This is a genomic window from Actinokineospora fastidiosa (assembly GCF_014648415.1).
In the GTDB taxonomy this organism is placed as follows: domain Bacteria; phylum Actinomycetota; class Actinomycetes; order Mycobacteriales; family Pseudonocardiaceae; genus Actinokineospora; species Actinokineospora fastidiosa.
Map to the genome: position 1 here is coordinate 148762 of NZ_BMRB01000004.1, position 18698 is coordinate 167459.

Sequence of the window (18698 nt, forward strand, 5' to 3'; positions counted from 1 at the left end):
ATGACGTGTCAACTACATCGGGATCAACCTACCTGACACGTCAACTATTCCCAGGGCATAGGCGCGGACGATGGTCTGGTCGACAGCGTTGCCCCTGGTGTCCTTGGCCTGGGCCCGGAGGGAGACGAACCGGGCGTCCGCCGGGTGGGTCAGCGCCGCGTGCCAGCGGTCACCCACCCTGACCAGCGGCGTCGGCGCCCAGGTGAGGCGCTCGTCGTAGGACGTGGACCGCGAGTCCAGCTGGCCCCGTGGTTCTCGGCAGGGCTGGGCCGAAGACCGCGACGTTCCACCTGCGGACCCCCGGCTGGGAGACCGGCGGCGGGGGCGCCGTCGGCTAGCAGTGACCCGCCCGCCATGGCGTCGACGAACCCGGCGCCCGGTCCGTGGCCGACCGTTTGCGTCCTGATCAGATCGCTGTCCGGGAAGTGTCTGGTCAGCGTGGCAGGCATGCGGCCGTCGTCGGTCCAGCGGAGGTTGTACCTGGACGGCGCAGTAGGGGAGGGACGGCGCCGCCGCGCCGCCCCTCCCGGGTGGATCAGCCCCTGCGCCACTTCTGGTTCGCGCCGCCGGTGCACTCCCACTGCTGGAGCGGTGTGCCGCTGCCGCCCCACGCGGTCACGTCGACGCACTTGTTCGCCTGCGGGTTGACCAGGTCGCCCGCCGCGCTGAGGACGAACTGCTGGGCCGGGTTGCCCGAGCAGCGGGCCAGCTGGATCGCCGCGCCGTTGTCGCGGGAGCCCCACGCGACGTCCATGCAGAGGCCGAACGCGCGGACCGTGCCGTCGCCGGGGAAGGTCCAGTTCTGCGCCGCGGTGCCGTTGCAGTCCCAGATCTGGAGCCGCTGGCCGTCGACGGCGTTGCTGTTGGGCACGTCGATGCACTTGTCCTGCCAGCCGATGATCCGGCTCGTGCTCCCTCCGCCCACTGTGGTCAGTTGCAGGCCGTACACGCCCAGGATCTCGTTGAGCGGCTGGAAAAGCGTCGTGCCGCCCGTGGAGCAGTTGCCCGACCCGCCCGAGGTGACGCCCTGGGCCTGGGTCCCGGCCAGCCACGCCCCGCCCGAGTCGCCGCCCTCCGCGCACGCCGTCGTCGACGTCAGGCCGTGCACGAGCCTGCCGGAGTAGTTCACGGTGACGTTCTTGGCCTGGATGGTGCCGCAGCGCCACCCGGTGGTGCGCCCGGAGCGGCACACCGACGCCCCGACGGCGGCCTCCTGGGAGCCGGTGACCGCCGCGCTGCCGCCGGAGTAGTTGTTGACGTACGGGGTCGGGGTCCAGTTGCCGTTCGTGCGCACCCAGCCGTAGTCGTTCTCCGGGAAGGACGACCCGGCGAACGTCCCCTGGCCGACGTTGTTGTACCCGAGCGTGGGGCTGCCGACGCCGCCGCAGTGGCCCGCGGTGACGAAGCCGCCGTTGTTGACGGAGAACCCGACCGAGCACAGGGTGTTGCCGTTGATGACGTACTGGTCGCCGCCCCGGATGTCGTACAGCGGCCGGGGCCGCTGCCCGACGACCGCGCGGGCGGGCACCCCGGCCGCGCGGGCGAACGCCGCGGCGGCGCTCGCGGTGCCGCCCTCGACCACGACCGAGTTCGTCGCCGGGTCGGCGTACCAGGCGTAGACGTCCGGGCCGGGGGAGTGCCGGTCCAGTCGCGCCTTGTCGGCGATCAGCGCCCGCTCTGACCTGGCCACCGGCACCGGCTGCGCGCCCGCGGCCCGCACCGCGGCGGCGTCCGCGCGGTCGAGCACGCCGACCTTGAGGCCGCCGTCGTACCAGGCGCCGCCGAAGCGCTCGCCCAGCCGCTGCCGTAACGCCTGTTCCACCGGCACGGCCGCGGTCTCGGCGGCCTGGCGCACGGCGGCCTCGGCCGGGCGCCAGCCCAGGTCGCGGGCCAGGGCAGCGTGCAGCCCGTCGGGGGACGCGACGGGCTCGGCCTGGGCCGCCACCGGGGCACTGACCAGCGCGGCGGCCGTCAGGGCACAGCTCAACGTTATCCGCGTTCTCACTACAGCTCCTTACGCAGGGAGGAGACGTGATGAGAGCTCTCTTCCGGAGCTTCGCAGGTGGTCTGGACCTCGTCAAGAGAGCGGTTACACGGACACTCGGAAATCTGACGATCAGTCCTGAGTGGAGGACGCGATGGCCGCGGCGATTCCTTGTCGGTCGTAGCTGCCCGTGGGGAGGGTGGCGCCGTGGGCGTGGCGGACGATGCCGTGGCGGTCGATGAGGACGCTGCCGGACTGCTGCATCGCGCCGAAGATCCTCCTGGTCAGCCCGATCAGCTCGTGCGGGCTCCTGTCGCGGCCGGTGAGGACGGGGAACGGGATCGCGTGCCGCGCCTTCCACCGTGCCGCCCGCTCGCGGTCCTCCGGGACCGCGATAAGGACGCGGACGTTGTCGGCCTCCAGTTCGCCCCGGCGGGCGACGAGGTCGCGCACGTGCCGGGTGCAGACCGGGCACGACGTCGACCGGACGAAGAAGAGCAGGACCGCGTGGTCGCCCTGGTGATCGGACACGCGGACGGTCTGTCCGTCGGTGTCCTCCAGCACCATCTCGGGCGCGGGTGAGCCGGTTGTGAGCATGGCGAGGTTCCCTTCGGTGGGGGAGTGTCAGGCGCTCAGGCCCGCGCGGAGCGCGGCCCTCGCCCGGTGCAGGTGGGACTTCATCGCCGGGGTGCTCAGGCCGAGCGCCTCGGCGACCGCGCGTCCCGGGTGGCCCAGCACGTCGCGCATGACCAGCACGCGGCGCTGGATGTCGGGCAGCGCCCGGATGGCCGCCGCGACGCGCTCGGCCTCCAGGCGCCGGATGGCCTCGTCCTCGGCCGACGCCACCGGGTCGGCGTCGGTCCCGTCGTGGCGGTCGACCAGCCGCCGGGCGCGGCGCAGGCACTCGTGCCGGACGATCCGGAACATCCAGGAGGCGAGCGCCGCCGTGGCGCGCAGGGAACCGATCTTGCGGTAGAGGATGATCAGCGCCTCCTGCGCCGCGTCCTCGGCGTCCTGCGGGGACGCGCACAGGTGGTCGGCGAAGCGCCGCACGTGCGGGTGCGCCCCGTGCACCACCGCGGCGAGCGATTCGAGGTCGCCGCCCTGCGCGGCCGCGATGAGCTGCTCGCTCGCCCAACCCCGGTCGACCACGTCCACCCCCGCGGCACGCGGCGATCCCGTCGCCCGTGTCCCTCGTAACGTATCCATCGGCCATAAGAGGGCCGGGGGCGCGGAAAGGATTCACCGCCGCCGGTTGGTCGTTCCCGAGGTAGCTCAGTGTTTCGTTGATGTTTCGGTGCGTGACGTATACGCTGAGAACCGCTCTGGGAGCGCTCCCGATCGTGACCGCTCACCCAACCGGAGAATGGAGGCCCATCCATGCGTCTGCGCGGAACCTCGGGGTCCGTCACCAGACGGCGGGGCATCATCGCACTGGCCATCAGCGTGCTGGCCTGCATGTTCGTCTGGACCACGCCCGCATCGGCGCACGGGACGATCGTCAGTCCCGCCACCCGCGCCTACCAGTGCTGGCAGACCTGGGGAAGTCAGCACACGAACCCGGCCATGCAGCAGCAGGACCCCATGTGCTGGCAGGCCTTCCAGGCCAACGCCGACACCATGTGGAACTGGATGAGCGCGCTGCGGGACGGACTTCGGGGCAACTTCCAGGGGTCGACCCCCGACGGACAGCTCTGCAGCAACGCCCTCTCCCGCAACAACGCCCTGAACACCCCCGGCCGGTGGAAGACCACCAACGTCGGCAGCAGCTTCTCGATGCGGCTGTACGACCAGGCCAGCCACGGCGCGGACTACTTCAGGGTCTACATCAGCAAGAACGGCTTCAACCCCGCCACCCAGCGGCTCGGCTGGGGCAACCTGGACTTCATCACCCAGACCGGCAGGTTCGCCCCCGCCCAGAACATCTCGTTCACCGTCAACACCAACGGCTCCTACCGCGGCCACCACATCGTCTTCACGATCTGGCAGGCCTCGCACCTGGACCAGACGTACATGTGGTGCAGTGACGTGAACTTCGGCTAGCCGCCCTGCCCAGCCCGGCATCCGTCGATGCCGGGCTGGGTCCGGCCTAGGTCCGCTTGGGGCTGTCGGCGAGCTTGAGCCACACGACGCCCGCGATGATCACGGCGAGCCAGAACGCCTTGGCGGGCGTCAGGGTCTCGTCGAGGAGGACGGGGCCGAGCAGCGCCGCGCCGACGGCCCCGATGCCCGCCCAGACGGCGTAGCCGATGCCCACATCGATGGTGCGCAGGGCGAGGCTCAGGGCGAAGAGGGTCAGCAGGAAGAAGACGACCGCGACGAGCGACCAGGAGAGCACGGTGAATCCCCGGCTGCCGCCGACGGCGAGGGCGTAGCCGACCTCGAACGCTCCGGCGAGGAACAGGACGAGCCACGCTCGGGCGCGGTGGGTGCGGTTGGACATGGGGGTTCCTTCGGTCGGGGTTCTCATACCGCGCCGCTGAGCTGGAGGCCGACGACGCCGACGATGACGGCGGCGATGCCGACGAGCTTGCGCCAGCCGAGGCGCTGGTTCAGCAGGACGGCGCCCAGGACGACGATCCCGACGCCCGCGCCGGAGGTCCAGATCGCGTAGCCGACGCCGACGTCGAAGGTCAGGAGCGCCAGGCTGAGCAGGTAGGTGGCGATGCCGCCGCTGACGAGCGTGGCCGCGGTCCAGGCGGGCCGGGTGAAGCCCCGGGCCTTGCCCGCGGAGACGGCGACGGCGATCTCGAAGACGACGGCGATGCCGAGGTAGAGCCAGTGCATGGCGTGGGTGTCCTTCATCGACGGGAGCCCTCGGGTGGCGGAGGGCGCTGCGGTCGATGGTGGAACCTCACACCGGTGTCAACTGCAAGAATGGAGTCCGCGGAGAGCTTGTGGGAGGTGTCATGCGCATCGGTGAGCTGGCGGAGGCCAGCGGCGTCAGCACCCGGTCCCTGCGGTACTACGAGGAGCACGGCCTCATCCGCTCCACCCGCACCCCCGGCGGGTGGCGCGACTTCGACGGCTCCATGGTCGAGCGGGTCGTCATGATCCAGCACCTGTTCGCCGCGGGGCTGCGCAGCGCCACCATCGCCGAGCTGCTGCCCTGCCTGGACGCCCCGCCGGCGGAGCGCACGGGCGTCATGGAGCGGCTGCTGGCCCAGGAGATCGCCCGCCTGCAGGCCAAGCGCCGCGACATCGACCGCGAACTCGACACCCTGCGGGCCCTCCGCGAGGAAACGGCCCTGTCCGGCGAGGTCGGCACGGGGGCTGCGGCGCAGCCTGCGCGCTGATGCCCTCCTGACCTGGGCGAACGCCGTCAGGACAGCTCCGGTGGACGTTTCTCGGAAAAATCTTGGGCGGGGATGTCGAGAAGCCGGTCGCGGCTTCGTCCCGGGGGTGAAGAGGCCAGAATGGGCCTCACCACACCGAGGAGTACACGATGGCCAAGTACCTGCTGCTCAAGCACTACCGGGGCGCGCCCGCGGCGGTCAACGACGTGCCGATGGACCAGTGGACGCCGGAGGAGGTCACCGCGCACATGCAGTACATGCGCGACTTCGCCGCCCGGCTGGAGGAGAGCGGGGAGTTCGTCGACGGCCAGGCGCTCTCGCCGGAGGGGACGTTCGTCCGCTACGACGGCGAGGGGCGCCCGCCGGTCACCGACGGCCCGTTCGCCGAGACCAAGGACCTGATCGCGGGCTGGATGGTGATCGACGTCGACTCCTACGAGCGCGCGGTCGAGCTGGCAGGCGAGCTGTCCGCGGCCCCGGGCGCGGGCGGGAAGCCGATCCACGAGTGGCTCGAGCTGCGGCCGTTCCTGACCGAGCCCCCGACCATCACGGAGTGACCGGAGTGGACGAGGCCCTGCTGCGGACCCTCACCCCCACCGTGATCGGCGTCCTCGTCCGCCGCGGAGCAGACTTCGCGGCGGCCGAGGACGCCGTGCAGGACGCGCTGGTGGAGGCCCTGCGCACGTGGGCGGACGACCCGCCGCGCGACCCCAAGGGCTGGCTGGTCACCGTGGCGTGGCGCAAGTTCCTCGACGCCGCCCGGGCCGACACGTCCCGGCGGCACCGGGAGGTCCGCGTCGACGCCGAGCCCGCGCCCGGCCCGGGCGAGGCGGTGGACGACACGCTGCAGCTGTACTTCCTGTGCGCGCACCCGTCGTTGACGCCCGCGTCGGCCGTCGCGCTGACGCTGCGCGCGGTGGGCGGGCTGACGACGCGGCAGATCGCGCAGGCGTACCTCGTGCCCGAGGCGACCATGGCCCAGCGGATCAGCCGGGCCAAGCGGACCGTCTCCGGCGTCCGGTTCACCCGGCCCGGCGACGTCGCCACGGTGCTGCGCGTGCTGTACCTGGTCTTCAACGAGGGCTACTCCGGCGACGTCGACCTCGCCGCCGAGGCCATCCGCCTCACCCGCGAGCTGGCGGCCAGGATCGACCACGAGGAGGTAGCGGGCCTGCTGGCGCTCATGCTGCTCCACCACGCCCGCCGCCCGGCCCGGACCGCCGCGGACGGCAGCCTGGTGCCCCTCGCCGAACAGGACCGAGGGCTCTGGGACACCCGCATGATCGCCGAGGGCGTGGACGTGCTCCAGGCCGCGCTCGCGCGCGACCGGCTGGGCGAGTTCCAGGCCCAGGCCGCCATCGCCGCCCTCCACGCCGACGCCCGGACAGCCGAGGAGACCGACTGGGTCCAGATCGTCGAGTGGTACGACGAGTTGGTGCGCATCACCGACAGCCCGGTAGCCCGCCTCAACCGCGCGGTAGCCGTCGGCGAGGCCGACGGCCCCCGAGCGGGCCTGGCCGCCCTGTCGGCCCTGGACCCCACCCTCCCCCGCTACACCGCCGTCGCCGCCTACCTCCACGAACGCGACGGCGACCCGACAACCGCCGCCCGCCTCTACGCCGAAGCCGCCCGGGCAGCGACCAACCTCCCGGAGTGCGGCCACCTCACCCGCCAGGCGGCCCGACTCAACGCGCAATTGCGTGGGTGAGGTTTGAGGGCCCCGGGGGGAGGGTGCTCTGCGCGCGGCCGGGGGTTCTGCCGACGGCAGCGTGTCTGACTGCGGTCACCCCTGTCGCCGGGCGGGCCGACTCAATGCGCGGTTGGGTGGGTGAGGTTGGTGGCGGCGCGGCTCAACGTGCGGCTGCGTGGGGGAGTTTGCCGCAGAGCGACCGCTTCCTCGGCAGGACGCGCGGCTGCGTGAGACCGCAGGGCACACCACTGTGGCCCGGGGCGGGAGGTCATGCGGCCGCTGGGGCTTGATCACCTCGCTCGGCGGGCGCGGCTGCGACTGAAGTCCGCTCTGCGCTCGGGCGACGTCACGCGGATGAGTGGTCGGCCGAGCGCCATGACCTCATCCGGTGGGCCACCCGGCTGTCTGGTCAGGACGCGACCAGCCTGGCCGAGTGTGGTCACCTCACCCGGCAACGGGTGCGGGCCGCGGGGTTGTCCGGCCCCGCGGCCCGCATCGTTCACTCGCGTCCGGTGGTCAGACTCCGAACGCTGGTGGGTAGTGGACCGTGCCCCTGGTGAGGGGGCGGTCGCACAGGGCCATCGCCATCATGGCCTCGTCGGGCACCTCGAACGGGGCCTTGATCCCGAACCCGGATGCGGGGGTGAAGCCGAACCTCGGGTAGTACTCGGGGTGGCCCAGGACGACAACCGCGTTCTCGTCCAGGTTCCGGGCGGCGGTCAGGGCTGCTCGGATGGCGGCCGAGCCCGCGCCGGTGCGTTGTGCCGTGGGGGTCACCGCGCATGGGGCCAGGGCGAGGGCCGGTTCGGCACCGATGTGGCATCGCGTGAGCAGCGCGTAGCCCACCGGGACGTCCGCCGCGTCCGTGGAGACGATGGACAGGCCATCGATCCACGCCTCCGCGTCGGCGCGCAGGGCGTCGACGATGCCCGCTTCCAGGGCGGTGGGGAAGGCGGCGACGAGGATGGCGCGGATGGCCGCGATGTCCTCGGGCGTCTCGGCACGGGTGTGCCAGGTATTGCGGTCGTGAGACAACGTGGATCCCTTGGTTCAGGGGACCCCGGCGATCGCGAAGCGGTGCCCGACAACCGTCATGGCTGGGGCGGAGGTGTCAGACCGGGGTCCGGGACGTGAGGAAGGTCCGATCGCCGTCGCGCGCGGCGACGGCCTTGGCGGCACTCATCAACTCACCCATTCGGCATCAGATCCGGTCCTGCACGCCGAGATTATCACGGCCGGTGACGCCGGTAATAGCGCGCCACCCGCGTGCGGTTGCCGCAGCGGGTCGGCGAGCACCAGCGCCTGCGGGGATGCGCGGGCAGGAAGACCATCACGCAGTCGTCGGCCTCGCATCGCTTGAGGCGGCTGACCGCCGGGTCGGTGAGCAGGTCGACCGCCGCTTCGGCGAGGCGGGCGGCCAGCCTGACGCCGAGCCTGCCGTCCCGTCGGGACGTCGCGGTGACGCCCGCGCCGTCCCACGCCAGCTCCCGCACGGCGGGCGCGGCGCGCTGCGCCTCGGTCAGGCCGCGCAGGGCGGCTTTCGGCGGGCGGACGCCGTTCAGCAGCGCATGGACGACGGCGTCGATGTGCTCCCGCACGGCGTGCACGGGGCCGAGATCGGCGGCCGTGGGGGCGGCGTTGCCCACATCCGCCTGGAGCGCGGGCTCCCTGGCCAGCCAGGCGGCCAGCCGGTCCGGGGTGGCGAGCAGGTCGGCGCGGCCGTCCTCGGTGACCGGGCGGGTGTTGACCAGATCCAGCGCCAGGCCCTCGCCGGTGAGCGGGTCACTCATGGCGCTAATGCTATCAGGACCGTTTGACCCGTTAGATCATGTCGCGGTAGAACTAATGCGTCATCGAGCCAAGGAGGCATGTGACATGATCGCTCGCGTCGCCCATCGCCGGGTTGCCGTGGACGGGGTCGAGGTCTTCTACCGGGAGTCCCTTCCGGACAGACCCGACGCGCCGATCCTGCTGCTGCTGCACGGTTTCCCGTCGGCATCGCACCAGTTCCGCCGCCTCATCGACGCCCTCGGCGCGCGATACCGGCTCGTCGCGCCCGACTACCCCGGGTTCGGCCACACGAAGGCCCCCGACGGGTTCACCTACTCCTTCGACCGCCTCGCCGACATCGTCGAGGGCTTCGCGGACCGGGTGCTGCCCGGGCGCTTCGCCGCGTACCTGTTCGACTTCGGCGCGCCCGTCGGCTTCCGGCTCGCGCTGCGCCGACCCGAGCGGATCGCGGGCCTGGTCGTGCAGAACGGCAACGCCTACACCGAGGGCCTGTCGCCCGCGGCCCGCGACTTCATCGCCCTCACCCCCGACACCCCCGGCGCCGAGCGGACGATCCTGGACCTGTTCACCCTCGAGGCCACCCGCGCCCAATACGAGGGCGGCACCGCCGATCCCGAGCTGATCGCGCCGGAGGGGTGGCTGCTCGACCAGTTCTTCCTGGACCAGCCGGGCCGCAAGCAGGCCCAGCTCGCCCTGGCCTACGACTACCACCGCAACGTCGCCGCCTACCCGGACTGGCAGGCGTGGCTGCGCGAGCACCGCCCGCCGACCCTGATCACCTGGGGCGTCAACGACCCGTTCTTCACCGAGGCGGGCGCCAAGGCCTACCTGCGCGACGTCCCGGACAGCGCGCTCCACCTGTTCGACACCGGCCACTTCGCCCTGGAGGACCACCTGCCCCGGATCGCCCCGCTGATCGCCGACTTCCTGGACGACAACCTGTGATCGCCGCTGGTCAAACGGAGTCGACGAAATCGCGCAGGAGCGCGCCGGTCGGGTCGGGGGCCTCGATCATCGGCGTGTGGCCGACGCCTGCGAGGAGTTCGAGGCGTACTTGGGGGACCTGCCGGTAGTCCTCGGCGGACGACGGCTGCCACCGACGGTCCTCGGCCCCGAAGATCACCAGCGTGGGGAGGGCCACGCGGGTCAGGCGGTCGGGGATGGGGCTCTCGGCCAGGAAGGCGTCGACGCCCTCGCCGGTCTCGGTGAGGCCGCGGTAGGTCACCCGGCGGACGTCGGCGACGAGCCGGTCCGGGATCGGCACCTCGCGGGTGAACGCGGTGCTCAGCGCGTCGCGGATCGTGCTGTCGGTGCGGAAGCGCCAGAGGAGTTCGCCCGCCACGGGGGTGGTCAGCAGGCGGGCGGCGACGCTCTCGCCGAGGAACGCGTCCGCCCGGGGACCGGTGTTGACCAGGGCGATCGCGGACACCAGATCACGCCGCCGCTCGGCCAGCGACGTGGCGACGGCGCCTCCGGTGGAGTGCCCGACGACGGTCGCGCGGCGCACCCCGAGCCGGTCGAGCGCCATCCCGACCCGGTGGGCCTGCTGCGCGATGCCGTAGCCGTCGGTCGGTTTGGCCGATCCGCCGTGGCCGAGCAGGTCGAGCCGCACCACGCGGAGGCCGCGCAACGCGGGCAGCACCGGGTCCCACCACGCTGTCGAGCCGCCAAGGCCGTGCAGGAGCACCACCGTCGGCGCGTCAGCCTGCCCGTCCTCCACGACGTGGATGTCCCCGCCGTCCAGGCGGACGATGTGCTCGCCCTCGGCCTCGGCGGTCTCCGCGCGCACGGCGATCGTGTTCCACGCGAGGAGGACGGCCAGCCCGCCGACGCTCAGCAGGACGATCCGCCGTCGTTTGGTCGCTTTCCCCATGGCTCCTCTCTCGGTTCGGGTGCGGTCACCCTTCCGGGACGGAGGCGTCGGGGTCTTGGAGAAATGTCCGCTCGTACAGTCGGGGTGTGCGACCAGGTGACTCCACAGCCGACTGGGAGATCGCGCGCCCGCCGCGGGCGACGCCCGGCGTCGCCATGGCCGGGTTCCGCATCCGCGGGGACCGCCCGGTCGAGCTGCGGGCCATCCCGCATCCGGCCGTCACCCTGGCCGTCGAGTTCGGCGACCGCCCGTTCGACGTCCACGGCACGCCGATCCGCTCCGGTGGTCTCGCCGCGGGCCTGGGCTTCTCCGCGTTCCCGGTGCGCGCCGATGGGGTGGAGTGCGTGCAGGTACGGCTGTCGCCGGTGGTCGCGCGCCCCGTGCTCGGGGAACTGGGCGACGGCGTCATCACGCTCGACGACCTGTGGGGCCGCGACACGCCCCGCCTGCGCGAGCGGCTGCACCACGCCCGGACCTGGGCGGAGCGGTTCGCGTTGCTCGACGCCGAACTGCGGGCCCGGCTTCACGCGGGCAGGCCGGTCGACCCCGAGGTGGCCTGGGCGTGGCGGCGGATCGTGGCGAGCCGGGGGCGGGTCCGGGTGGGCGATCTCGCGGCGGGGGTGGGGTGGAGCCGTCAGCGCCTGTGGTCGCGGTTCGGCGCGCAGATCGGGCTGACGCCCAAGCGCGCGGCCATGCTGGTCCGCTTCGACGACGCCGTCCACCGGCTGGTCCGGGGGCACAGTCCTGCGCGGGTGGCGGCCGATGGTGGCTATGTCGACCAGTCCCACCTGTACCACGACGTCCGCGCGTTCACCGGGGCGACTCCCGCGGTGGCCGCGGGTGAGCCCTGGCTGGCCGCTGACGCCAGGGCGTGGCCGGAGCGCGTGGTCGAATGACCGCATCGGTCCGCGACGGTCGGGCGCGGGCGGGGGCGCGTCGGTCAGGGTTGGTGTCGAAGGGAGGCACGATGATCTCGGCACTCAACCGGCTCGTCGACGTCGTCGAGGACGCCGACGAGGTGGACGTGAGCGCGCTGGCCAGGGAGTTCGGCACGACCGAGTACCACTTGCGCCGGATGTTCTCGTCGCTGGCGGGCATGCCGCTGTCGGAGTACGTGCGCAGGCGGCGGATGACCCTCGCCGCCGCCGACGTCGTCCGCGGCGTGGACGACCTGCTGAGCATCGCCGTCCGGCACGGGTACGGCTCGACCGAGGCGTTCGGTCGCGCGTTCCGGGGCGTCCACGGGGCCAACCCCGGCGACGTCCGTCGCGACGGCGGCCCCCTTCGCACACAACCACGGCTCAGGTTCCGCCTGAGCGTCGAAGGGAGCATCCCCATGGACACCCGCATCGTCGACCGCCCCGCCTTCCGCCTGGTCGGCCACGCCACCCGCGTCCCGCTCATCCACCACGGCGTCAACCCGCACATCCAGGAGCACATCGCCGGGCTGCCTGCGGAGGAGCACGAGCGGCTGAAGGCCATCGGCGACACCGAGCCGCCGGGCCTGCTGCAGGTCTGCGACGACCTCGACCCCGACAGCGCCGAGGGCAGCGAACTGACCTACCTGCACGGCGTCGCCGTCACCCGGGACACGGCCACCCCTGACGACCTCGACGCCATCGAGGTCCCGGCGGGCCGCTGGGCGGTCTTCCGCACGGACGGCCCCTACCCGCAGACCCTGCAGACGACCTGGGCCGCCACCGCCACCGACTGGTTCCCCTCCAACCCCTGGCGCCTCCGCCCCGGCCCGTCGATGGTCGCCATCCTCCACCGAACCCCCGACTTCACCACGGCGACGTGTGAGCTGTGGCTGCCGGTCGAGCCCGCGTGACCTGAGGGCCGCCTACCGCGGCCGTGGACGATTCCACGGCCGCGGTAGGTGGGGTGGGTGGGTCGGGACCTGGTCGCGGATGTGGGGTGGGTGCGTGCGGGCTGGTCGCGGGTGGTGTGTGTGGCGGGTCGCGGGTGTGGGGTGGGTGCGTGAGGGTCTGGTCGCGGGGGTGGATAGGTGCATGGGGTGGGGTGATCTGGCCGCAGAGTGAGTGGGCATGGGACGGCTGAGCGCCGGTGGCGCAGTGGACTACGGGTGGTGAGGTGCGGTTGGCGACGTGCGCTGCGTGGTGGGGTGGTGAGCGCGCGGCACGGTGGGCTAGCTGTGGCGTGGCGTGGCGTGGTGGCGAGCGCGGCTTGGTGGAAGGGCTGCGGGTGCGCGGCGCGGGTGGGGTGGTGTCCGTGCGGATGGTGGATGAGTGCGGGCAGGTCGATGCGGCAGGCAGTTGGCGCGATCCCGAAGGTGGGGCTGCGGGGTGCAGTGCAGGAGTGGGACTTTGCGTTCGGCCCAGGAGGTGGTGGCTGTGGGCTCGCCCTAGCGCCGCCCGGCAGGAGGCTGGCGCGGCCCGGTTGGGGATGGCTGGGGTGGGGCGATCGGACTGTGGGGGGCTGACCGGCGTGATCGGGGGTCGGTTGGCTGGGGTTGGGGTTGGGGTCGGGCGTGGGGGCTGGGGTTGGGTGGCCAGGGTGCCCGGTTCCGGCGTGCCGGTGAGGTAACCGGCGTGCTGATGGGTAACCGGTGTGCTGCTGGCATGACTGGTGTGCCCATGGGGGGACTGGCATCCCCGTGAGGTATCCGGCGTGCCGGTGTGACTGGGGGTGCTGGTGGGGTGACTTGGCGGGACCTGGGAGGGGATGTGGGCTGGCAGGAGGGTGGCTGCGAGTGGGGCGGCGGCGGGGGCTGGTGCGGTCCTGCTGCTCCGTTCCGCCCGCGAGCTGGAAGCCGCCTGGTAGGGCTGCGGGTGTTGTGGCCGGGCGTGGTGGGGGTGGGTCGGTAGGGTTCGGGGGCGGGGAGGTGGTTGTCGTGGAGCGGGGTCAGGCCGGGCAGGTGTTGGCGGCCAATCTGCGGGCGTTGCGGGAGCGGGCCGGGTTGTCGCTTTCTGAGTTGGCTCGGCGGTCGGATATCGCCAAGGGGACGTTGTCGCAACTGGAGAGTGGGAACGGGAATCCGACGATCGAGACGGTGTTCAGTTTATCGAACGCGTTTGGGGTTCCGGTGTCCACGTTGCTCACCGAGCGGGTGGAGCCGGAGGTTGTGTTGGTGCGGTCGGCGGGGGTTGATGTGCTCAGCAGCAATGCGGTTGACCTGCGGATGTTGCGGCGGATGGACGTCACCGACACCGTGTTCGAGTTGTACGACCAGCGCGTGCGGCCGGGGGAGGTGCAGCGGTCCGCGGGCCATCCGGGGCGCGAGCACGTCGTGGTGATCTCCGGGGTCCTGCGGGTGGGCCCGCCCGAGGCGCCGTATGAGCTGGGGCCGGGGGATTACGTCTGCTTCCCCGCCCAGGGGCCGCACGTGTACGAGACGGTGGGAGGCCCGGTGGCGTCCGTCCTGCTGCTGGAGTACCCCTCCGACACCCCCGCCGCCGCGTGCGTCGTTCGGGGTTGACCCTCCCGCGCGTCGCGGGCTAGCCTCACTGGCGTTCATTCTATTGAACGGTGGTGCGGGATGGTCGACGTCACGGTGGTCGGCGCGGGCGTCATCGGCGCGGCGTGCGCCGAGGCGTTGAGCGCGGCGGGGCTGCGGGTCCTCGTCGTCGACCGGGCCGACCCGGCCTGCGGGACGACGGCGGCGGGCGAGGGCAACGTGCTCCTGTCGGACAAGCCCCCCGGGCCGGAACTGGAGCTGGCGCGGGTCTCCCGCGCGCTGTGGCCGGAGTTGCTGGCACACCTCGGAGCGTCCGCCGAGTGGGAGCCCAAGGGCGGCATCGTCGTCGCCACGACCGACGCCGGGGCCGCCGCCCTGGCCGCGACCGCGAGCGGCCAGCGGGAGTCCGGTGTGGACGCCGTCGCGCTGACGCCCGACCAGGTCGCCGACATGGAACCCCTGCTGACCAAGCACATCACCGCCGCCATGCACTACCCCGAGGACGCCCAACTACAGCCAGTCCTGGCCACCGTCGCCTTGCTGACCGCGGTCCGCCAGCGCGGGGGAGAGGTGCGCTCGGGCGAGGCCGCCGTCGGCGTGGTCACCAAGGGCGGCGCCGTTGCGGGCGTCCGCACCGAGCGGGAGACCGTGCCCTGCCGCATCGTGGTCAACGCCTGCGGGCCGTGGTCGGCGGCGTTCGCCCGGGCCGCGGGCGCGCCCATCGACGTGCTGCCCCGCCGCGGCATGATCCTGGTGACCGCGCCCCTGCCGCAATCCGTGCGGCACAAGGTGTATGACGCGGACTACGTCGGCGCTGTCGCCAGCGGCGACGCCGACCTCCAGACGTCCACAGTGGTCGAGTCGACGCAAGCGGGCACGGTGCTGATCGGGTCGAGCAGACAGCGCGTCGGCTTCGACGACACCATCCGGGTCGACGTCGTGACCGAGCTGGCGCGCAAGGCCGTCGCGCTGTTCCCGTTCCTGGCCGATGTCCCCGTGATGCGCGCCTACGGCGGCTTCCGCCCGTATTCCCCCGACCACCTGCCGGTGATCGGCGAGGACCCCCGCCTGCCGGGCCTCTGGCACGCCACCGGCCACGAGGGCGCGGGCATCGGCCTGGCCCCGGCGACCGGCCGCCTGCTGGCCGACCTCGTCCTGTCCCGCCCGCCCTCGGTGGACCCGCGCCCGTTCCGCGTCGACCGGCCCGCGGTGATCGCGGCATGAGGGTCGAACTGGACGGGGAGTGGGTGACGGCCGTGCCGGGCCAGACCGTCGCGGGCCTGCTGCTGGCGCGCGGCCGGGTCAGCTGGCGCACGACCAGGGCAGGCGGCGCGCCGCGCGGCGTCTTCTGCGGGATCGGGGTCTGCCACGACTGCCTCGTGGTGGTGAACGGCGTGCCCGACGTGCGCGCCTGCCAGCGGCTCCTCGCCGACGGCGACCGCGTCCGCTGCCAGGACGGCGCGGAGCTGCCGTCATGAGCAGCGTCGTGGTCGTGGGGGCCGGACCCGCCGGACTGGCGGCCGCCGCTGCCGCCGCCCGGGCAGGCCGCGACGTCCTCCTGATCGACGCCGAGAGCAGGCGCGGTGGCCAGTACCACCGGCAGGACCTGCTCGACACCACCGAACGCTTCCCGCTGCCACCCGGCGTCGAGCACCTTGCGGAGACCGTCGTGTGGGCGGTCGAGCCGGGCAGGCGGCTGCACCTGCTCACCGGCCCGGCCGACGGGCCGGGCAGGCGGCGCCGCACGGTGGACGCCGCCGCGCTGGTCATCGCGCCGGGCGCGCACGACCGGGTCCTGCCGTTCCCCGGCTGGACCCTCCCCGGCGTCTACACCGCGGGCGCGGCCCAGGCCATGGCCAAGGGCCAGCGGGTGGCGGTCGGCCGCCGGGTGCTGGTCGCGGGCACCGGCCCGTTCCTGCTGCCCGTCGCGCGGGCCGTGCTGGGCGCGGGCGCGGAGGTGGCGGCCGTCCTGGAGGCCAACCGGCCCCGCTGGCACACCGAGCCGCGCGGCCTGGCCGCGGGCCTGGCCAAGGCGCCGGAGCTGCTCGGATACCTCCGCACGCTCGCCAAGCACCGCGTCCCCTACCGGACGCGGACCGCGGTCATCGCCGCCCACGGCGCGGACCGGCTCGAATCGGTCACCACGGCCAGGCTGGACGAGCGGTGGCGGGTGCGCCCCGGCACCGAACGGGAGCTCGAGGTCGACGCCCTCTGCGTGGGCCACGGCTTCACCCCGCGCCTCGAACTCGCCGTCGCCGCCGGATGCGCGCTCAGCGGCGGCTTCGTCTCCGTCGACCCCGCCCAGCGCACCTCGGTCCCCGGCGTCTACGCAGCGGGCGAGGTCACCGGGATCGGCGGGGCCGACCTGGCCGCCGCCGAGGGCGCGGTCGCCGGCCTGGCCGCGGCGGGCGCGCCGGTCCCGCCCCGCCTGCTGCGCCGCGTCCGGTCCCTGCGCCGCTTCGCCGCCGCGCTCGACCGCGTCCACCCCGTCGGCGACGGCTGGCGCGAGTGGCTGACCGACGACACCCTGATCTGCCGCTGCGAGGAGGTGCCCTACCGGGCGCTGCGCGCGGCGGCCCCCGGCGCCCGCGCGCTCCGGCTGACCTCCCGCGCGGGGCTCGGCCTGTGCCAGGGCCGCACGTGCGGGGCGGCCGTCGCCGACCTGTGCGGCCTGCCCGGCGACGCGTTCGCCCGCAGGCCGATCGCCGCGCCGGTCCGGCTCGGCGAGCTCATCGACGAGGAGAACGAATGACGGAGAGGCTCGACGGCGTCATCGTCGCCACCGCCCTGCCCTACGCCGAGGACCCGGCAGCGCCCGCGGGCCTGCGCGTCGACCTCGACCGCTACGCCGAGCACTGCCGGTGGCTGGTCGGCAGCGGCTGCCGGGGCGTCGGCCCCAACGGCTCGCTCGGGGAGTACTCGTCGCTGACCGACGCCGAGCGCAGGGCCGTCGCCCGGGCCGCCGTCGACGCGGTGGGCGATGACGGGGTCGTCGTGGTCGGGGTGCACGGACCCGGCTGGCACCAGGCGAAGGCGTGGGCGGAGCAGGCCGCGGAGGACGGCGCGCACGGCGTGCTCTGCCTCCCGCCGACGATGTACCGTGCGAACACCGCCGAGGTCGTCCGGCACTTCGCCGAGGTCGCCTCGGTCGGCCTCCCGGTCATGGTCTACAACAACCCCATCGACACCAAAGTGGACCTCACGCCCGACCTGATCGCCGAGCTCGCCCTGATCGACAACGTCGTCGCCGTCAAGGAGTTCTCCGGCGACGTCCGGCGCGTCCTGGAGATCCGCGAGCGCGCGCCCGGTCTGACCGTGGTCGCGGGCGCGGACGACGTGGCGCTGGAGTCGCTGCTGATGGGCGCGACCGGGTGGTTCGCAGGCTTCCCGAACGTCTTCCCCGCCGAGTCCGTCCGGCTGTTCGAGCTGGCGCTCAGCGGCGACCTCAAGGCGGCGCGGGCGCTGTACGAGCCGATGGTCGCCGCGTTCCGGTGGGACTCGCGCACCGAGTTCGTCCAGGCCATCAAGCGCGCGATGGACCTGGTGGGCCGCTACGGCGGGCCGTGCCGCCCGCCCCGGGGTCCGCTCACCGACGACCAGCTCGCGGCGCTGGACGCCGACATGCGCCGCGCGATGGGCGGCCTCTGACATGCGCGCCGCCCGCTACTTCGCCGCCGTCGACTCGCACACCGAGGGGATGCCGACCCGGGTGGTCACCGGCGGGCTCGGCGTCATCCCCGGCGCGACCATGGCCGAACGGCGGCTGCACTTCATCGAGCACCTCGACCACATCCGCGAGCTGCTGATGAACGAGCCGCGCGGCCACTCCGCGATGAGCGGCGCGATCCTGCAGGCCCCGACCCGGCCCGACGCCGACTGGGGCGTGCTCTACATCGAGGTGTCCGGGTGCCTGCCGATGTGCGGGCACGGCACGATCGGGGTGGCGACCGTGCTGGTCGAGACCGGCATGGTCGAGGTCGTCGAGCCGGTGACGACCGTGCGGCTGGACACCCCGGCCGGGCTGGTCGTCGCCGAGGTCGCCGTGTCCGGCGGGCGGGCGGAGTCGGTCACCATCCGCAACGTGCCGTCGTTCGCCTGCAGGCTGGACGCCTCGGTGCGGGTGCCTGGCCTGGGCGAGGTCCGGTACGACCTGGCGTACGGCGGGAACTTCTACGCCATCCTCCCGGTCGCCGACCTCGGGCTGACCTTCGACGACAAGGACGCCATGCTCGCCGCGGGCCTGGCCATCATGGCCGCGATCAACGAGCAGGACGAGCCCAGGCACCCCGAGGCGGACGGCATCGCGGGCTGCCACCACGTGCAGCTGGTCGGGCCGGGCGCGCCGGGCAGCGACTCGCGCAACGCCATGGTCATCCACCCCGGCTGGTTCGACCGCTCGCCCTGCGGCACCGGCACCGCCGCCCGCATGGCCCAGCTGCACGCGCGCGGCGCGCTCGAACTGGGCGCCGACTTCGTCAACGAGTCGCTGTTGGGCACCCGGTTCATCGGCAGGCTGGTGGCGGAGACCGCGGTGGGCGGCCTGCCCGCCGTGGTGCCGACCATCTCCGGACGCGCCTGGATCACCGGGATGGGCCAGTACCTGCTCGATCCGACCGACCCGTTCCCCAGGGGGTTCGTGCTGTGAA

Annotated in this window: 22 protein-coding genes; 13 read left to right on the plus strand and 9 right to left on the minus strand. The window is 73.2% G+C overall.

From position 1 onward, the window contains the following. Nucleotides 1-12 precede the first annotated feature (12 nt). The 4 genes from IEY98_RS22775 to IEY98_RS22790 all read right to left on the minus strand — a co-directional run bounded on the left by IEY98_RS22775 (nt 13) and on the right by IEY98_RS22790 (nt 3136). Nucleotides 13-177: a hypothetical protein gene (locus IEY98_RS22775; RefSeq protein WP_189212652.1), complete on the minus strand. Its 165-nt coding sequence runs from the start codon at nt 175-177 to the stop codon at nt 13-15. A gap of 358 nt (nt 178-535) precedes the next feature. Next, the gene (locus IEY98_RS22780) at nt 536-2005 is read right to left on the minus strand and encodes a ricin-type beta-trefoil lectin domain protein (RefSeq protein ID WP_189212653.1); all 1470 of its coding nucleotides are present in this window, start codon (nt 2003-2005) and stop codon (nt 536-538) included. 111 nt (nt 2006-2116) lie between these two features. Next, a complete protein-coding gene (locus IEY98_RS22785) occupies nt 2117-2581 on the minus strand; it encodes a peroxiredoxin family protein (protein WP_189212654.1) in 465 nt (154 codons plus the stop codon). A gap of 27 nt (nt 2582-2608) precedes the next feature. Further along, nucleotides 2609-3136 (minus strand): RNA polymerase sigma factor, encoded by a 528-nt coding sequence (locus IEY98_RS22790; RefSeq protein ID WP_229787241.1) that lies wholly within the window; start codon nt 3134-3136, stop codon nt 2609-2611. Between the two features lie 228 nt (nt 3137-3364). On the opposite strand from IEY98_RS22790, the gene IEY98_RS22795 reads away from it, so the two are divergent. Continuing rightward, nucleotides 3365-4027, plus strand: a complete 663-nt coding sequence (locus IEY98_RS22795; protein WP_189212656.1) for a lytic polysaccharide monooxygenase auxiliary activity family 9 protein — start codon at nt 3365-3367, stop codon at nt 4025-4027. Nucleotides 4028-4073: 46 nt separating this feature from the next. Here the strand turns inward: IEY98_RS22795 and IEY98_RS22800 are convergent, their stop codons facing one another. Next, nucleotides 4074-4427 carry a DMT family transporter gene (locus IEY98_RS22800; RefSeq protein WP_189212657.1) on the minus strand — a complete coding sequence of 118 codons (354 nt, stop codon included), beginning with the start codon at nt 4425-4427 and terminating at the stop codon, nt 4074-4076. A 23-nt stretch (nt 4428-4450) separates the two neighbouring features. Next, the gene (locus IEY98_RS22805) at nt 4451-4789 is read right to left on the minus strand and encodes a DMT family transporter (RefSeq protein WP_229787243.1); all 339 of its coding nucleotides are present in this window, start codon (nt 4787-4789) and stop codon (nt 4451-4453) included. A 104-nt stretch (nt 4790-4893) separates the two neighbouring features. Between IEY98_RS22805 and IEY98_RS22810 the strand changes: the two genes are divergently transcribed. From IEY98_RS22810 to IEY98_RS22820, 3 genes are all read left to right on the plus strand, one after another. Then, nucleotides 4894-5280: a MerR family transcriptional regulator gene (locus tag IEY98_RS22810; RefSeq protein ID WP_189212658.1), complete on the plus strand. Its 387-nt coding sequence runs from the start codon at nt 4894-4896 to the stop codon at nt 5278-5280. A 149-nt stretch (nt 5281-5429) separates the two neighbouring features. Then, a complete protein-coding gene (locus tag IEY98_RS22815; RefSeq protein WP_189212659.1) occupies nt 5430-5837 on the plus strand; it encodes a YciI family protein in 408 nt (135 codons plus the stop codon). A gap of 5 nt (nt 5838-5842) precedes the next feature. Next, nucleotides 5843-6988 (plus strand): RNA polymerase sigma factor, encoded by a 1146-nt coding sequence (locus tag IEY98_RS22820; RefSeq protein WP_189212950.1) that lies wholly within the window; start codon nt 5843-5845, stop codon nt 6986-6988. A 498-nt stretch (nt 6989-7486) separates the two neighbouring features. Here IEY98_RS22820 and IEY98_RS22825 read toward each other — a convergent pair whose 3' ends face one another. Beyond that, a complete protein-coding gene (locus IEY98_RS22825) occupies nt 7487-8005 on the minus strand; it encodes a GNAT family N-acetyltransferase (RefSeq protein WP_189212660.1) in 519 nt (172 codons plus the stop codon). A 194-nt stretch (nt 8006-8199) separates the two neighbouring features. After that, the gene (locus IEY98_RS22830; protein WP_189212661.1) at nt 8200-8760 is read right to left on the minus strand and encodes a CGNR zinc finger domain-containing protein; all 561 of its coding nucleotides are present in this window, start codon (nt 8758-8760) and stop codon (nt 8200-8202) included. Nucleotides 8761-8845: 85 nt separating this feature from the next. On the opposite strand from IEY98_RS22830, the gene IEY98_RS22835 reads away from it, so the two are divergent. Next, entirely contained in the window at nt 8846-9706 is an 861-nt protein-coding gene (locus IEY98_RS22835) for an alpha/beta fold hydrolase (protein WP_189212662.1), read from the plus strand. 10 nt (nt 9707-9716) lie between these two features. Here IEY98_RS22835 and IEY98_RS22840 read toward each other — a convergent pair whose 3' ends face one another. Continuing rightward, a complete protein-coding gene (locus IEY98_RS22840) occupies nt 9717-10634 on the minus strand; it encodes an alpha/beta fold hydrolase (RefSeq protein WP_189212663.1) in 918 nt (305 codons plus the stop codon). An 86-nt stretch (nt 10635-10720) separates the two neighbouring features. Between IEY98_RS22840 and IEY98_RS22845 the strand changes: the two genes are divergently transcribed. The 8 genes from IEY98_RS22845 to IEY98_RS22880 all read left to right on the plus strand — a co-directional run bounded on the left by IEY98_RS22845 (nt 10721) and on the right by IEY98_RS22880 (nt 18697). Then, a complete protein-coding gene (locus IEY98_RS22845; RefSeq protein ID WP_229787244.1) occupies nt 10721-11530 on the plus strand; it encodes a helix-turn-helix domain-containing protein in 810 nt (269 codons plus the stop codon). Nucleotides 11531-11601: 71 nt separating this feature from the next. Beyond that, nucleotides 11602-12465, plus strand: a complete 864-nt coding sequence (locus tag IEY98_RS22850; protein ID WP_189212664.1) for an AraC family transcriptional regulator — start codon at nt 11602-11604, stop codon at nt 12463-12465. Nucleotides 12466-13488: 1023 nt separating this feature from the next. After that, on the plus strand, nt 13489-14073 hold the full coding sequence (locus tag IEY98_RS22855) for a helix-turn-helix domain-containing protein (RefSeq protein WP_189212665.1): 585 nt from the start codon (nt 13489-13491) through the stop codon (nt 14071-14073). 60 nt (nt 14074-14133) lie between these two features. Continuing rightward, on the plus strand, nt 14134-15276 hold the full coding sequence (locus IEY98_RS22860) for an NAD(P)/FAD-dependent oxidoreductase (RefSeq protein ID WP_189212666.1): 1143 nt from the start codon (nt 14134-14136) through the stop codon (nt 15274-15276). Further along, entirely contained in the window at nt 15273-15530 is a 258-nt protein-coding gene (locus tag IEY98_RS22865) for a (2Fe-2S)-binding protein (protein WP_189212667.1), read from the plus strand. Before IEY98_RS22860 ends, IEY98_RS22865 begins: the two co-directional genes overlap by 4 nt. Then, entirely contained in the window at nt 15527-16804 is a 1278-nt protein-coding gene (locus IEY98_RS22870) for an FAD-dependent oxidoreductase (RefSeq protein ID WP_189212668.1), read from the plus strand. The genes IEY98_RS22865 and IEY98_RS22870 overlap by 4 nt, the downstream gene beginning before the upstream one ends. Beyond that, nucleotides 16801-17700, plus strand: a complete 900-nt coding sequence (locus IEY98_RS22875) for a dihydrodipicolinate synthase family protein (RefSeq protein WP_189212669.1) — start codon at nt 16801-16803, stop codon at nt 17698-17700. Before IEY98_RS22870 ends, IEY98_RS22875 begins: the two co-directional genes overlap by 4 nt. 1 nt (nt 17701) lies before the next feature. Further along, nucleotides 17702-18697, plus strand: a complete 996-nt coding sequence (locus tag IEY98_RS22880; RefSeq protein WP_189212670.1) for a proline racemase family protein — start codon at nt 17702-17704, stop codon at nt 18695-18697. Nucleotide 18698 lies beyond the last annotated feature (1 nt).

Coding starts and splice junctions, on each gene's coding strand:
- IEY98_RS22785 (WP_189212654.1), bottom strand. CDS start 2,581: ATGCTCACAACCGGCTCACCCGCGCCCGAGATGGTGCTGGAGGACACC.
- IEY98_RS22795 (WP_189212656.1), top strand. CDS start 3,365: ATGCGTCTGCGCGGAACCTCGGGGTCCGTCACCAGACGGCGGGGCATC.
- IEY98_RS22800 (WP_189212657.1), bottom strand. CDS start 4,427: ATGTCCAACCGCACCCACCGCGCCCGAGCGTGGCTCGTCCTGTTCCTC.
- IEY98_RS22805 (WP_229787243.1), bottom strand. CDS start 4,789: ATGAAGGACACCCACGCCATGCACTGGCTCTACCTCGGCATCGCCGTC.
- IEY98_RS22810 (WP_189212658.1), top strand. CDS start 4,894: ATGCGCATCGGTGAGCTGGCGGAGGCCAGCGGCGTCAGCACCCGGTCC.
- IEY98_RS22815 (WP_189212659.1), top strand. CDS start 5,430: ATGGCCAAGTACCTGCTGCTCAAGCACTACCGGGGCGCGCCCGCGGCG.
- IEY98_RS22830 (WP_189212661.1), bottom strand. CDS start 8,760: ATGAGTGACCCGCTCACCGGCGAGGGCCTGGCGCTGGATCTGGTCAAC.
- IEY98_RS22835 (WP_189212662.1), top strand. CDS start 8,846: ATGATCGCTCGCGTCGCCCATCGCCGGGTTGCCGTGGACGGGGTCGAG.
- IEY98_RS22840 (WP_189212663.1), bottom strand. CDS start 10,634: ATGGGGAAAGCGACCAAACGACGGCGGATCGTCCTGCTGAGCGTCGGC.
- IEY98_RS22850 (WP_189212664.1), top strand. CDS start 11,602: ATGATCTCGGCACTCAACCGGCTCGTCGACGTCGTCGAGGACGCCGAC.
- IEY98_RS22860 (WP_189212666.1), top strand. CDS start 14,134: ATGGTCGACGTCACGGTGGTCGGCGCGGGCGTCATCGGCGCGGCGTGC.
- IEY98_RS22865 (WP_189212667.1), top strand. CDS start 15,273: ATGAGGGTCGAACTGGACGGGGAGTGGGTGACGGCCGTGCCGGGCCAG.
- IEY98_RS22870 (WP_189212668.1), top strand. CDS start 15,527: ATGAGCAGCGTCGTGGTCGTGGGGGCCGGACCCGCCGGACTGGCGGCC.
- IEY98_RS22875 (WP_189212669.1), top strand. CDS start 16,801: ATGACGGAGAGGCTCGACGGCGTCATCGTCGCCACCGCCCTGCCCTAC.
- IEY98_RS22880 (WP_189212670.1), top strand. CDS start 17,702: ATGCGCGCCGCCCGCTACTTCGCCGCCGTCGACTCGCACACCGAGGGG.